Raw genomic sequence first — 14,174 nt, 5'->3', positions numbered from 1 at the left:
CACGGTACACCGGGCGGGTCACGCTGGAGACATGACCGAGACGATCCCGTTCGAAGCAGCCGACGGCGCGGTGCGCCCGTACGAGGAGGTGCCGGTCGTCGACCTGTCGGCCACCGGCCTCACCTCCACCCCGCTCCAGCAGGCCATGGACCTGGTCCGCGAACACGGCCCGATCTACCGGCGACGGCTGCACGGTCACGAAGCGACGTTCGTCTCCTCACTGGAACTGGTCACCGAGCTGGCCGACGAGGAGCGCTTCGCCAAGGGCATCGCGGTCGCCCTGGAGAACGTCCGCGAGTTCGCCGGGGACGGCCTGTTCACCGCGTACAACGACGAACCGAACTGGGCCAAGGCGCACGACATCCTGATGCCGGCCTTCGCGCTCGGCTCGATGCGCACCTACCACCCGGCGATGCTGAAGGTCGCCCGCCGGGTCCTCGGCAGCTGGGACCGGCGCGCCGCCGACGGGACCCCCGTGGACGTCGCCGACGACATGACCCGCATGACCCTGGACACCATCGGCCTGTCGGGTTTCGGCTTCGACTTCGAGTCGTTCTCGCGCGACACCCCGCACCCCTTCGTCGAGGCGATGGTCCGCTGCCTGGAGTGGAGCATGACCCGCCTCGGCCGGGAGCCGGGCGGCGACTACACCGAGCAGGACGCCGCCTTCCGGGCCGACGCCGACTACCTCGCCTCGGTCGTGGACGAGGTCATCGCCACCCGTACGGGCGGGAGCGGCGACGCGGCCGGGACCCCCGGCGCCCGCGACGCCTCCGAGGCCGCCGACGACCTGCTCGGGCTGATGCTCGGCGCCACCCACCCCGCCGACGGCACCACCCTCGACCTGGCCAACATCCGCAACCAGGTCATCACCTTCCTCATCGCCGGCCACGAGACCACCTCCGGCGCCCTCTCCTTCGCCCTGCACCACCTGCTCAAGGACCCGGCCGCGCTGCGCCTGGCCCAGCGCGAGGCGGACGAACTGTGGGGCGACGCGGCCGACCCCGACCCGTCCTTCGAGGACATCGGACGGCTGCCCTTCACCCGGCAGGTCCTCAACGAGGCACTGCGGCTGTGGCCCACCGCCGCCGCCTTCAGCCGCCAGGCCCGTGAGGACACCCTGCTCGGCGGCCGCTACCCGGTGAAGGCGGGCCAGCTGGTCACCGTCCTCACCCCGATGCTGCACCGCGACCCGGTGTGGGGCGACAACCCCGAGCTGTTCGACCCCACCCGGTTCGCGCCGGAGGCCGAGGCGGCCCGCTCCCCGCACGCGTACAAGCCCTTCGGTACGGGCGAACGCGCCTGCATCGGGCGGCAGTTCGCGCTGCACGAGGCGACGATGCTGCTCGCCATGCTGGTGCACCGCTACCGCCTCATCGACCACGCGGACTACCGGCTGCGCATCAAGGAGACCCTGACCCTCAAGCCGGACGGCTTCACGATGACCCTCCGCAGGCGCACGCCCGCCGACCGCGCGGCCCTGCGCGCCGCGCTGGCGGTCCTGCCCGGCGGGACGGCGGAACCGGACGACGCGCAGCCCGGTACGGACGACGGGCTGCCCACCCGGGTCCGCCAGGACACCGGACTGCTGCTCCTCCACGGCACCAATTACGGCACCTGCCGCGACTTCGCCGAACGCCTCGCCGACCAGGCCGCCGGCCTCGGCTTCACCACCGAGGTGGCCCCGCTGGACGCCGCGGCCGGCGCCCTCCCCACCGACCGGCCGGTCGTCATCGTCACCGCCTCCTACAACGGCCGGCCGACCGACGACGCGGCGCAGTTCATGGAGTGGCTGGAGAGCGCGCAGGCGCAGGGCGAAGGCGTGCCGTACGCCGTCCTCGGCGTCGGCGACCGCAACTGGGCCGCCACCTACCAGCGCGTACCGACCCTGCTCGACGAGCGGCTGGCCGCGCTGGGCGCCGAGCGGCTGCTGCCGCGCGGCGAGGCCGACGCGTCCGGCGATCTGAACGGCGCCGTCAAGGCGTTCACGGCCGCGCTCCGCACCGAACTGCTCGTACGTTACGGCGACCCGGCCACGATCGGCGCGAGCGCGGCAGCCGACGCCACGGACACGTCCTACACCGTCCGCGAGGTCACCGGCGGCCCCCTGGACGCCCTCGCCGACCGCCACGGCCTCCAGCCGATGACCGTCACCGAGGCCCACGACCTCACCGCCCCCGGCCACCCCCGCGTCAAGCGCTTCCTGCGCCTCGCCCTGCCCGAAGGCGTCACCTACCGCACCGCCGACCACCTGGCCGTGCTCCCCGCCAACGGAACGGCGGCCGTGGAGCGCGCGGCACGGGTGCTGGGCGTGGACCTCGACACCGTCCTCGACATCCGCGCGGGTGCGGGCCGGGCGAGCCGGGACGCGCTGCCCGTCGACCGCCCGCTGACCGTACGGAGTCTCCTCACCCACCACGTGGAACTGGGCGCCCGCCCCACACCGGACCAGCGCGCCGCCCTCGCCGCCCACAACCCCTGCCCGCCCGAGCGCGCCGCCCTCGAAGCGCTCCCCGCCGACGACCCGCGCAGCGTCCTGGATCTGATCGAGTCCTACCCGGCCCTGCGCGGCGAGCTGACCTGGCCGGTCCTCCTCGACCTCCTGCCGGCGATGCGCATCCGCCACTACTCCCTCTCCTCCTCACCGGCCACCGACCCGCGCCACGCCGACCTGATGGTCTCGCTGCTCCCCGGCGGCACCGGCTCCGGACACCTGCACACCCTCCGGCCCGGCGACACCGTCCTGGCCCGCGTGCAGCCCTGCCGGGAAGCCTTCCGTCTCGACCCGGCCGACCCGACCCCGGTCATCCTGGTCGCCGCCGGAACCGGCCTGGCCCCCTTCCGGGGCGCCGTCGCGGACCGCGCGGCCGCCGCCGACGGTCAACTCCCCCCGGCCCTCCTCTACTTCGGCTGCGACGCCCCCGACGCCGACTACCTGCACGCCGACGAACTGCGGACCGCCGAGGCCGCGGGCGCGGTGTCCCTCCGCCCGGCCTTCAGCACGCGGCCCGTCGACGACTGCCGCTACGTCCAGCACCGCATCGCCGCCGAAGCCGACGAGGTCGGAGCCCTGCTGGACGCCGGAGCACGGGTGTACGTCTGCGGCGACGGCAGCCGGATGGCCCCGGGCGTACGGGCTGCCTTCCGCGAGCTGTATGCCGCTCGCACGGGCGCCACGGAGGAGCAGGCGGAGACCTGGCTGCGGGAACTGACGGACGCCGGGCGGTATGTGGAGGACGTGTACGCGGCGGGGTGACACCCGGCGCCACGGCGCTCCCGGCGGGAGCCGGCCCCACGCACGGGGTCTGGCCCCCGCCGCCCGCCAACGGCAAGGTGGACGATGGCGGAGCGGACCTCCGCTCCGCGGCCGACTCACCTGGGGGCGCGCCATGACCAAGGCTCTGATCATCGGTGGGGGCATCGCGGGAGCGGTGACCGCGATGGCTCTGCGGCAGGCGGACATCGACGCGGAGGTCTTCGAGGCGTACGAGGAAGGGGCCGACGACGTCGGGGCGTTCCTCGTCGTGTTCGCCAACGGGCTGGAGGCGCTGCGCGTCCTCGGCGCCCACGGTCCGGTCCTGGCCAACTCCTTCCCGGCGGAGCGGGTGGAGTTCCTCAGCGGGTCGGGGAAGCGGCTCGGTGAGCGTGCCATCGCCGGCTCCTCCGACGAGACCGGCATGGGGCCCCGTACGCTCACCCGGGCCACCCTCTACCGCGTACTGCACGACGAGGCCCGCCGCCGCGGGATCTCCGTCCGGCACGGCAAGCGGCTGGTCGCCGCCGAGACCGTCGGCGACCGCCGGGTGGTGGCGTCCTTCGCGGACGGCAGCCGGGCCGAGGGGGACCTGCTGATCGGTGCGGACGGCATCCATTCGGTGGTCCGCAAGATGATCGATCCGGCGGCGCCCCGGCCTCGTCACACCGGCCAGACCACCGTCTGCGGCTACACCCGCGACGTCAAGCCGGCGTCCGCGCCCGACACGTACACCATGATCTACGGCAGGCGGGCCTTCTTCGGGTGCACGGCGGCGCCGGACGGGGAGGTGTGGTGGTTCTCCAACGTGCCGGGGCCGGAGCGGTCCCGGCAGGACCTGGCCGCGGTCACGGCCGGCCAGTGGCGGCAGCGGGTCGTGACGCTGCTCGACGGTGACCGCACCCCGGCCGCGGCCGTCGTCCGGGCCACCGGGGAGCACATCGTCGCCTCGCCCGCCTACGACCTCGCCACCACCCCGCGGTGGTTCTCCGACACCATGGTGATCATCGGTGACGCGGCACACGCCGCCGCGCCGAACGCCGCCCAGGGCGCCTCGATGGCGATCGAGGACAGCGTCGTGCTCGCCAAGTGCCTGCGCGACCAGCACGAGCCCCGGCGGGCCTTCGCCGCGTACGAGGAACTGCGCCGGGCGCGCGTGGAACGGGTGGTGGCGCACAGCGCGCGGATGGCCCGCCGGTCGGCGCCGGGACTGGTACGGAGGCTGGTCCGCGACGTGATGCTGCCGCGCGGCGTCGAGCGTGGGGGCGACGGGGCCGACGCCTGGCTGACCGGTTACCGTATCGACTGGTGAGCGTCGGAGGCCGACAAGATCGGGTCGGCCCGCGCTCTTGAGTGAGGAGCATGTTTCGTGACGGGTCTCGCAGGGCTTCTGCGGACAGGAGTACTGGGTGTGGCCGCCCCCGGAGTCCAGTACAGCGACGTGGTGGCCAGCTGGGGCGAGCCCGAGGCGTTCGCCGCGCAGCCTCCCGACCCGGTGTACTGCCTGTACGGCGATCTGGAGCTGGGATTCACCACCAAGGGACGGCTCTGGCATCTGCAGATCGAGCCCGGTGGCAGCGTCGTCTCCCTGCCCAGCGCCCCGGGGCAGTACGTCCGGGAACCCGTTCCGGACATCCCCCAACTGCTCGCCGAGCTGACCGCGGACGGCTTCCGGACCACTCGGCACACGCCGTTCGACCCGGAGGACGACCCCTGGCACCGCGTCGACCGGTCCGGCGTGCTGTTCCGCCGGGACGCACCGGACGGCCCGACGAGGATTCACAGCACGGCCAAAGACATCTGCGACGCGGACCACAAGGACCTGCCGCGCTGGGACTGAGCGCCCTGGAGCGAGCGTCCGGGCCCCCGTGTCCGGTCACCGCTCGTCGGCCGTCCGCAGCTGAACGACCACCAACGCCACCCCCGCCACCACGAAGTTGCGCGTGGCCGCCTCCAGGCCGTTCCAGGTCTTGGACTGCCACATGGAGAACCACTCGCCGCCGATCGCGATGAAGCCCGCGCCGAAGAGCAGCAGCACCATCAGCAGCCCGGCGGTGGCGGCGCGGCGCGCCCCGGCGTGACCGGATCCCCGGCGCAGTTCGCGCGCCCACAGCACCGTAGCGGCGACGAGGACCAGTGCCGCGACCGTCTCCCACGCGATGATCAGCACGTACGCGATGTTCTGGAGCGTGCGGGACTCGACGGCCCGCCACATCAGGTCCGGGTCCTTGAAGGTGGTGTCCATGGCCAGGACGTGCTGGACGAACGCCTGGTTGGTGCCGAAGTCGGTGATGTTGCCGAACGCGACCAGCGCCATGTAGAGCGCGACCGTGCCGGTGAGCACGGTCGCGGCGAGCGGTAGGGACGGGAGTGGTCTGGCGGTGCGTATCGGCATTCCGGTTCTCCCTGGCCTGCGGTGGACGTGCGTGCTGTCCAGGGCACTTTACGGGCGTCGTCAACCGCCGGGCAGCGCGGCCGTCGCCACCCACACCGTGCGGGCCGGGACGGTGCAGACGTCGCCCGTCTTCAGGGTGGCCGAGGCCGCCGGGGCGCCGTCCGGTGCGGTGGTGTCCAGTACCACTTCGTACACCGCGCCGGGCCGTCCCGGGACCGGGAAGTCCACCGCGTCGGCACCCGAGTTGAGGAGGGCGAGGAGGTCGGTGTCCGGTGCTGCCGCGCGGTCTCCGGCGAGGAGGAAGGCCAGGAAGCGGGTGGCCGGGTCGTCCCAGCGGGCCGGGGTCATCGGGCGGCCTTCGCGGTCGTACCAGGCGATGTCCGGAGGGGTGCCGGAACCTGTCAGGAAGGCGGTGCGTCGGAGTACCGGGTGGTCGCGTTGCAGGGCGACGGCCCGCCGCACGAAGTCGGTGAGGGGGGTGGGTGCCGACCAGTCGTACCAGCTCGTGGGGTTGTCCTGGCAGTACGCGTTGTTGTTGCCGCCTTGCGTACGGCCGATCTCGTCGCCGCCGTGGAGCATCGTGCAGCCCTGGGAGAGGAGCAGGGTGGCGAGCATGTTGCGGCGCTGGCGTTCGCGGACGGAGACGATCGCGGGGTCGCGCGTCGGGCCCTCCACGCCGTAGTTGGCGGAGCGGTTGTCGTCCGTGCCGTCGCGGTTGTGCTCGCCGTTGGCCTCGTTGTGCTTCAGCGCGTAGCTGACCAGGTCGGTCAGGGTCATGCCGTCGTGGCAGGTGAGGAAGTTGACGGAGGCGTCGGGGCCGCGCCGTTCGGGGGCGTACAGGTCGGCGGAGCCGGCGATCCGGCTCGCCAGGTCGCCGACGGCCGGGCGGCCCCGCCAGAAGTCGCGCACGGTGTTGCGGTAGCGGTCGTTCCATTCGTTCCAGCCGGGCGGGAAGCGGCCCACCTGGTAGCTGTCGGGCGCGCCGACGTCCCAGGGTTCGGCGATGAGTTTGACACGGCCGACGACCGGGTCCTGGTAGAGCAGGCCGAAGAAGGCGGCCAGCCGGTCGACGTAGCCGTACTGGCGGGCCAGGGTCGCGGCCAGGTCGAAGCGGAAGCCGTCCACGTGCATCTCGGTGATCCAGTACCGCAGCGAGTCCATGATCAGGCGCAGTACTTCGGGGCGGCCCGCGTTCAGTGTGTTGCGGGTGCCGGTGGTGTCGACGTAGCGGGCCGGGTCGGCCGGGTCCAGGCGGTAGTAGATCTCGTTGGCCAGGCCGCGGAAACTCAGGGTCGGGTCGTCCGGCGGGCCTTCGGCGGTGTGGTTGTAGACGACGTCGAGGATCACTTCGACGCCCGCCGCGTGCAGGGCCTTGACCATCGCCTTGAACTCGGTGACCTGGCCTCCTTCGTGGCCCGTCGAGCTGTAGGCGGCGTGCGGCGCGAAGAAGCCGACGGTCGAGTAGCCCCAGTAGTTGGTCAGATCGCGGTCGAGGAGGAACAGCTCGGGGAGGAACTGGTGCACCGGCATCAGCTCCACGGCCGTCACGCCGAGGCGGTTCAGGTGCCCGATGACGGCGGGGTGGGCCAGCCCGGCGTACGTGCCGCGCAGGGGCGCGGGCACCTCGGGGTGCTGCGCGGTCAGGCCCTTGACGTGCGTCTCGTACAGGAACGTCCGGGACCACGGGTGGCGTGGCGCCCGGTCGTCGCCCCAGTCGAACGCCGGGTCGGCGACCAGCGGGAGCAGCGTGCGCTTCCCGGTCGGCTTCAGGACGCGCGCGTACGGGTCGAGCAGCAGCCTGGACGGGTCGAAGCGCAGGCCGCGTGCGGGCGCGAACGGGCCGTGTGCGCGGTATCCGTAGCCCTGGCCAGGTCCCGCTCCCTGGACGTACGTGTGCCAGATGTCGTGGTCCACCGCCATCGGGAGCCGCCGCTCGCCGTCTTCGCCGAGCAGGCACAGTTCGACGGAGCCGCCGTACGCGCCCGCCGAGGAGTACACGGCGAAGGAGGTGCCGGAGCCGTCCCAGTGGGCGCCGAGCCGGTACGGGTCGCCGGGGGCGGGGGAGGCCGGGGGGACAGTCATCAGTCGTAACCGCCGAACATGAAGAGGGACGCCCGCTGGTCGGCGGGGTTCATCAGCCCGTGCAGGTTGCCGCCCTTGAGGAGGGCGAGGTGTCCGGCGGGCAGCCGGCGCACCTCGAAGGAGCGCACCCGGCTGCCGGAGTCGGCCCAGTCGCCGATCACCATCAGCCCGTCGCCCTCCAGCATCAGGAAGACCTCCTGGTTGTCGCGGTGCCGGTGCAGACCGATGCCGCAGGCCGGGTCGAGGACGTGCAGGTCCATGTAGGTGACGGCGAGGAAGGGTTCGACGTCGCCGCTCGCGTGCCCCTTGGTGCCGTACGCGTCGAGGTTGTACGGCTCCAGGGTGCGCCGCAGGTCGTCGGTGCCCGCCCAGCGGCCGTACTCGCTGAACAGGGTGCGGTATTCGAGGAAGCCCACACCGCCGTGCGGGTTGGGGCTGGTGCCGACGCCGAGGTAGTTGTCCCAGCCGCGGACCTTCATCTCGAAGCCGAGACGTACCGAACCGGAGGGCGGGTCGGCCGAGCCCGCGCCGTCGGGGCTCGCGGTCCAGCGCACGTCGAGGTAGCAGGGGAGCACAGGATGCATGGCGTGCCGCGGGGCGACCAGCCGCAGGTCCTGGTTGGTCATCTGGTCGCGGAGGAAGTCCTGGCCCAGGCCGGTGACGAGGTCGGGGCGGGGCTGGAGGAGTCCGGAGTCCAGTGCCGTCCGGCCGCGCGGGCCGAGCAGGTCGCGGAGGCCGTCGCCGACCCGGCCCCACAGCTCGACGGTGTAGAAGTCGGTCTCCTCGTCGTACGGCACCCGGACCGGCAGCGGGCGGCTGCCCTGGACGGAGAGGACGCAGCCGATGGCGTCACCGAGCTGACCGGCCTCGCGCCACAGCGCGGAGTCCGGGCCGCCCCGGTAGGACAGCTGGAGGAACGGGCCGCGCCAGTCGCCGATCTCGGCCCAGCCGCGTACCGCGCGGGTGTCGGCGAGGGTGAAGTCGCGGACGTTCTGCTTCTGGAAGTCGGTCTTGTCGTCCTGCTGTGCCGGGTCGAGCTGGTCCTGGTCGGGGGAGGCGGGCCCGTACAGCTGGAGCGTGCGCAGCGGGAACAGGTGCTGGAGCGAGTCCGGCTCGTACAGTTCGCGTTCGGCGGCGAACCGGGTGCGCTCGACCAGGCCCAGCAGTTTCAGCAGCGGGTTGGCCTCCGCGTAGTCCGGGGGCTTGACCGGGTCGACGCGGAAGACCGAGTCGGTGTGCACGATCTTGGGCATCGCGGGACCGCCTCAGGTGGTGTGGTAGAGGAACGCGACGAACTTCAGCGGCTCGGTGCCCGGGTTGCGGATGCCGTGCACGCCGCCGCTCTTGGTGTAGAGCACGCTGCCCGGTTTGACCGGCAGTTCACGGCACTTGACCGGGCCGATGCCGAAGACGGGCCGCTCGACCAGCGGGTAGTTCGCGGTCGTCGGGTCGTCGCCGTCGCTCAGGTACGCGGTGCCGGTGCCGGAGACGACGTAGTACAGCTCCTCCGAGCCGATGTGCCGGTGCGTGCCCTCCACCGCGCCCGGCGGCACCGTCACCTCGTGGAAGAACACCAGGTCGCTGCCGAGTTCACGCTGGAACAGCCAGCGCATCTGCACGATGTTGTCGTCCCGGCGCTCCGGATTGCCCTCGTCGGTCATGGCGTTGCGGTAATTGACGGGCGCGATCTGCGAGGCGTCCGGGATGAAGAAGCCGCGCTGGAAGTCGAGCAGGTAGTTGCTGTCGGCGACGGTGTTGCGGGGGTCGCTGGGCTCCTGGGTGCGGGGTTCCTGGTGGGAGCGGAGGTAGGCGTTGTCCCACTGCGGGTTGCCCAGCCGCTGGCCCGTCGGGTAGAGCACGCCGTCCTCGCGGAAGGCCATCGCCACCTCGGAGACCGAGCCGAGCAGCGGGGACAGCTGCGGTACGCGGGTGATGGGCGCGTTACGGCCCATCAGCGGCAGCACGCGGTGGTCGTGCGCGGTGCCGTCCGGCGGCTCCAGCGTCTCCCAGATCTCCGCCGCGTACGCGCCGATCGCCGGGTCCCAGTGCAGGGTGACGATGGCCTCGGCGGAGTCCGCCGGGTCCTCGCCGGTGACTTTCAACCAAGCCTTCGTACGGGGCCCCAGGCGCCGGTTGAACTCCCTGGCCTGCTCCACGAGCCGGATGCCGGAGTACTCGATGCGCAGCATCGGGCACAGCTTGGTGCCGCCGAGGAAGACGTCGCCCTTGATGGCGGTGCCGTCCGCCGAGCCGCGCACCTCGGCGACGTAGTAGCGGTAGCGGGAGGAGCGGGTCGCGTTCAGATAGCGGGCGTGGTAGATCCGGTCCGGGTAGAAGACGACGCGGAAGATCTCGTTCTCGGGGTGGGTGTAGACCTCGTCGAAGCGGCTGTCCATGTCACGGCCTCCCGACCCTGTCCAGCAGCGCGTCGCCGACGCGGAAGGAGTTCGCCTCGATGGTCAGCGTCGGGTTGGCGCTGCCCGAGGTCGGCATGAACGCCCCGTCGGTGACGTAGAGGTTGTCGAAGTTCCAGGCCCGGCAGTCGGGGTCGAGGACGGAGTCCGCGGCGTCCGCGCCGAACCGGGCCCCGCCCAGTACGTGGTTGGCGATCCGTACCACCGAACCGCCCACCGACCCCGAACTGACGTCGCGCACGTCACCACCGCGCACCAGGATCTGCCGGCACTGCTCGGCGAGCGCGTCCATCAGTGCCCGGTCGTGCGGGTGCCAGGTCTTGACGATGTACGCGACCGGGCGGCCCCACTTGTCCTTGACGCTCGGGTGCAGCTCGATGCGGTTCTCCCGCTGCGGCACCTGGTTGGCCATGAACGCCACGGACAGGCGCCGCCCGAAGCTCTCCTCCAGGTAGTCCTCGAAGCCGTTGCCGACGATGCCCGTGTCGTAGAGGTAGCCCTTCCACATGTTGTCCATGTCCATCGCGTGCCAGGTGCGGGCGAGGGAGATGGGCAGGGCGCCGTCGGAGGTGTTGTTGTAGATCACGCCGCCCGCCCACAGGCCCTGGGCGCGGAACCACCCGGGGCGCGCGCAGTGGTCGGTGGCCCAGTCCGAGTCCAGCGTCTTGGACTTGTCCGAGCGGTCCGGCACGATGCACTGCGCGCCGCCGAAGCAGTGCGTCAGGAAGTAGCGGCCCAGCAGGCCGTTGGCGTTGACGCGCTTGTCGAAGGCCGGGTCGAGCAGCCCGGAGAGCTGGAGCAGCCGTACGGACTCGATCGCCGAGCAGGCCACGACGACGGTGCCGGCGGTGAGCGTGCGCGGGCGGCCGCCCGGGTCGCGGTAGTGCACCTTCGTCACGCGCGGGCCGTCCGCCTCCAGGTGCGTGACGGTGCAGTTGGCCCGCAGGTCCAGGGCGCCGCCGCCGTTCACGTCGCGCAGCGGCGCCAGCAGCGACACCCAGGCGTTGGACTTCAGGCCCAGCGGGTCGCCGTAGCGGTTGACGAACGCCGTCTTGATGGTGTCGGTGTCGGCGGGCACGGTACGGCCGCTGGGCGCGTGGTCGCGGGTGATGACCGCGAGCGGGGTGCGGTAGCGGCGCATCCCGAGCGCGTCCATGCCGGCGGCCGCGTACGCGCTGATCGGGTTGGGCTCCAGCGGCGGCTGGTAGCGGTCCTGGGACGGGACCTTGGCCTGGCCCTCCCAGGTTCCGTTGATCCCGACCAGCTCCTCGGCCTTGGTGTAGTACGGCTCCAGCGCGGCGTAGTCCAGCGGCCAGTCCCGGGCCTCCCTGCGCACGTCGCCGCCCGGGTCGTCGCGCAGGTCGCCGCGCGACGCGTTGAGGGTGGCCAGCCGCAGGTCCTCCGGGGTGAAGCGGGGAGAGACACCGCCGTACAACTGGGTTCCGCCGCCCACGACTTGGGCGGTGTAGCCCTCGATGGTGACCCGGTCCCGGCCGTCGCTGTCGCGGTAGACGTGCGGCTCGTCGTTCAGGTCCGGTTCCACATGGCTGGAGTAGTACGACTCGCCGGTGTTGGCCACGCCCTGCACGGTGATGCGCTTCTCCGACCCGGTGGCGAAGCACTCGTCGCGCTTGAAGTCCGACAGGCCGGTGGGGCTCTGCGCCTGGGTGCGCAGCAGCGGCCCCTTCTCCAGGACGACCACCCGGTGGCCGGCCCGTACGAGCGTATGGGTGAGCGGTGCGCCGCCCGCGCCGCTGCCGATGACGACGACTTCGGCGCTCTCCCCGTCCATGCCGTCCCCCTCAGCCGCGGTAGTCGGTGTTGTGGCCCAGCGGCGACTCCAGCGCCCGCCGCCAGTCGAAGAGCGTGCCGTCCCGCGCGTCCCGGAACCGGCTCTCCAGATACATCCAGCCCGCCGCGCCGGAATTACCGCCGTGTTTCGGGTGCGCGAAGGCACCGGTCATCGCATGCCGCCGCAGGAGCAGCAGGAAGAACCGCGGACTTCCGTACCGGGAGTAGTCCCAGCCGTCCACCTTTTCGGTTTCCATCTGCCGGTAGAGATCCGCGTACAGATCCGCGGGCGCGGCCGCCGGGTCGAGTCCGCCGAAACGGGACCGGATGATTTCCCCGATGATTTTGAGGCAGGTGTGGTAATCATCGGCGTGGTGCTGTTCCTGGCGGGCGATCAGTTTGTCGATGTAGTTGACCGTGCCCACCTCGTCGTCCAGGAGATAGGACAGCGGGAATTCCTCGTCCCGGCGCGCACGGTCCAGCGACTCGTACACCCCGCGGATCAGACGCCGGTTCTCGTCGAGCCGGAAGGGCAGCAGATGGCACACCAGCCGGCCCAGCAGATCGCGCTCGGTACGGCTGAGCGACAGCGGCACGGTGCAGGCGTCGGTGAAGAAGCGGGACCACGGCTCGCCGTTGTCCAGGACGGTGCGCTGCGGGTTGACCGGGTCGAGCGGGTACGCCCCGTCCACCGCGAACTTGTACGTGTGGACCTGCCCCTTCGGGACGCGCACGGTGGTCGCCCAGAAGCCGGTCGGCTCGCCCGCGAACACCAGCGGACGCAGCGGCACCGGCGAGTGCAGCGGCCCGAAGGTGCCCAGTACGGCCACCGAGGCAGGGGCGGTGCGGCGGCCGTCGTAGACGAACGTCACGTCGTTGTACGGGTAGGAACCGGCCGCCGACACCCCGTCCCAGTGCGCGTCGACGACCGGGAAACGCCACGCCTCGCAGATCGCCGCACGCTCGTCGCCCGGCGCGTACTGGCCGAAATCATGGCGCGCGTCCCGGCTTTCCCTGGCGAGGTATTTGGTGCAGTGATTGAGAATGTACTGATCGTCCTTCTCGATGACCTCGATCTTCACCGCGCACCTCCGGGACGGCTTGAGGTGCCATTGAAAGTATTGCGCGCGACGGGGGTTGTCCACGCCGTCGGCAGACGCCGTATCGTGCCGGTATGCGCGCCGCTTGGTACGAGAACAGGGGCCCGGCCCGAAAGGTGTTCCAGGTGGGGGAGCTGCCCACACCCGAGCCGGGCCCCGGGGAACTGCGCATCCGGCTGGCGTTCTCCGGGATCAATCCCGGGGACGTGAAGAAGCGGCAGGTGTGGCTCGGGTCCGCCGCGCCCGCCTTCCCGCGTACCGTGCCGCACAGCGACGGGGCGGGGGTGGTGGACGCGGTCGGTGACGGGGTGCCGGCCGCCTGGATCGGCCGCCGCGCCTGGTGCTCGTACGCCCAGAGCTACCGCCCGTACGGGACCGCCGCGCAGTACACGGTCGTCCCCGAGGGCTGCGTCGGCGCGCTGCCCGAAACCGTCTCCGCCGAACAGGGCGCCTGCCTGGGCATTCCCGGCATCACCGCGCACCGCGCGGTGTTCGTGGACGGCCCGGTGACCGGACGGACGGTGGTGGTGGCGGGCGCGCTGGGCAGCGTCGGCCGCGCGGTGGCCGTCCTGGCGCGGCGGGCGGGCGCGCAGGTCATCGGCACGGTCAGCCGTCCCGGCCAGCTCGCCGCGCTGCGGGAGCTGGGCGTGGACCGCGCGGTGTGCGCCGGGGACGACGTGGTGGACGCGGTGCTCGCGCTGACCGGGGGACGCGGCGCCGACCGGGTCGTCGAGGTCGCCTTCGACGCCAACGCCGCCCTCGACGCGCGGCTGCTCGCCCCGGGCGGCACCATCGCCGCCTACGCCACCCACGAGCCCGCCCCCACGCTGCCCTTCTGGCCGCTGGCCTTCAAGAACGCGACCGTGCGGCTGCTCGGGTACGACGACTTCCCCCGGGAAGCGGTACGGCTGGCCCTGCCCGACATCACCGCGGCGGCCGCCGCTTCCGCGCTGAGCTATCCGGTCGCGGCCGTGCACCCCCTCGACGAGATCGCCGCCGCGCACGAAGCCGTCGAACGCCCGGGGACGCCGGGGCGGGTGCTGCTCGCGCTGCCGGACTGAGCGGCCCCGGCCTCCGCCGCCCGGGCCCCGCACCGGCGCCCGTGGCCGAACGGCGTCCGGTACGGCCGGACTGGGCCG

The 14,174-nt window shown here is 72.2% G+C and carries 10 protein-coding genes; 4 read left to right on the top strand and 6 right to left on the bottom strand.

Annotated features, from left to right (window positions below):
- Positions 1-31: 31 nt before the first annotated feature.
- The 3 genes from OEIGOIKO_RS04550 to OEIGOIKO_RS04540 all read left to right on the top strand — a co-directional run bounded on the left by OEIGOIKO_RS04550 (position 32) and on the right by OEIGOIKO_RS04540 (position 5,093).
- The gene (locus OEIGOIKO_RS04550; RefSeq protein WP_125052070.1) at positions 32-3,256 is read left to right on the top strand and encodes a cytochrome P450; all 3,225 of its coding nucleotides are present in this window, start codon (positions 32-34) and stop codon (positions 3,254-3,256) included.
- A 133-nt stretch (positions 3,257-3,389) separates the two neighbouring features.
- On the top strand, positions 3,390-4,565 hold the full coding sequence (locus OEIGOIKO_RS04545) for an FAD-dependent monooxygenase (protein ID WP_125052068.1): 1,176 nt from the start codon (positions 3,390-3,392) through the stop codon (positions 4,563-4,565).
- 99 nt (positions 4,566-4,664) lie between these two features.
- Positions 4,665-5,093 carry a hypothetical protein gene (locus OEIGOIKO_RS04540; RefSeq protein ID WP_125052066.1) on the top strand — a complete coding sequence of 143 codons (429 nt, stop codon included), beginning with the start codon at positions 4,665-4,667 and terminating at the stop codon, positions 5,091-5,093.
- A gap of 36 nt (positions 5,094-5,129) precedes the next feature.
- Here OEIGOIKO_RS04540 and OEIGOIKO_RS04535 read toward each other — a convergent pair whose 3' ends face one another.
- Genes OEIGOIKO_RS04535 through OEIGOIKO_RS04510 form a run of 6 tightly spaced genes read right to left on the bottom strand, consistent with a single transcriptional unit; the run spans position 5,130 to position 13,017 of the window.
- On the bottom strand, positions 5,130-5,648 hold the full coding sequence (locus tag OEIGOIKO_RS04535; RefSeq protein WP_125052064.1) for a DUF2165 domain-containing protein: 519 nt from the start codon (positions 5,646-5,648) through the stop codon (positions 5,130-5,132).
- 60 nt (positions 5,649-5,708) lie between these two features.
- Positions 5,709-7,730 (bottom strand): glycogen debranching protein GlgX, encoded by a 2,022-nt coding sequence (glgX, locus tag OEIGOIKO_RS04530; RefSeq protein ID WP_125052062.1) that lies wholly within the window; start codon positions 7,728-7,730, stop codon positions 5,709-5,711.
- A complete protein-coding gene (locus OEIGOIKO_RS04525; RefSeq protein ID WP_125052060.1) occupies positions 7,730-8,983 on the bottom strand; it encodes a cupin domain-containing protein in 1,254 nt (417 codons plus the stop codon). The genes glgX and OEIGOIKO_RS04525 overlap by 1 nt, the downstream gene beginning before the upstream one ends.
- Before the next feature lie 12 nt (positions 8,984-8,995).
- Positions 8,996-10,126, bottom strand: a complete 1,131-nt coding sequence (locus OEIGOIKO_RS04520; RefSeq protein ID WP_125052059.1) for a cupin domain-containing protein — start codon at positions 10,124-10,126, stop codon at positions 8,996-8,998.
- Position 10,127: 1 nt separating this feature from the next.
- On the bottom strand, positions 10,128-11,936 hold the full coding sequence (locus OEIGOIKO_RS04515) for a GMC oxidoreductase (RefSeq protein WP_125052057.1): 1,809 nt from the start codon (positions 11,934-11,936) through the stop codon (positions 10,128-10,130).
- Between the two features lie 10 nt (positions 11,937-11,946).
- Positions 11,947-13,017 (bottom strand): gluconate 2-dehydrogenase subunit 3 family protein, encoded by a 1,071-nt coding sequence (locus tag OEIGOIKO_RS04510; protein WP_125052055.1) that lies wholly within the window; start codon positions 13,015-13,017, stop codon positions 11,947-11,949.
- Between the two features lie 92 nt (positions 13,018-13,109).
- Here OEIGOIKO_RS04510 and OEIGOIKO_RS04505 point away from each other — a divergent pair, with 92 nt between their 5' ends.
- Positions 13,110-14,096 (top strand): NADPH:quinone reductase, encoded by a 987-nt coding sequence (locus OEIGOIKO_RS04505; protein ID WP_125052053.1) that lies wholly within the window; start codon positions 13,110-13,112, stop codon positions 14,094-14,096.
- Positions 14,097-14,174 lie beyond the last annotated feature (78 nt).

This window comes from Streptomyces paromomycinus (genome assembly GCF_003865155.1).
GTDB lineage: Bacteria > Actinomycetota > Actinomycetes > Streptomycetales > Streptomycetaceae > Streptomyces > Streptomyces chrestomyceticus.
The sequence above is the reverse complement of the archived record's forward strand: the minus strand, read 5'-3'. Positions and strand labels throughout refer to the sequence as shown.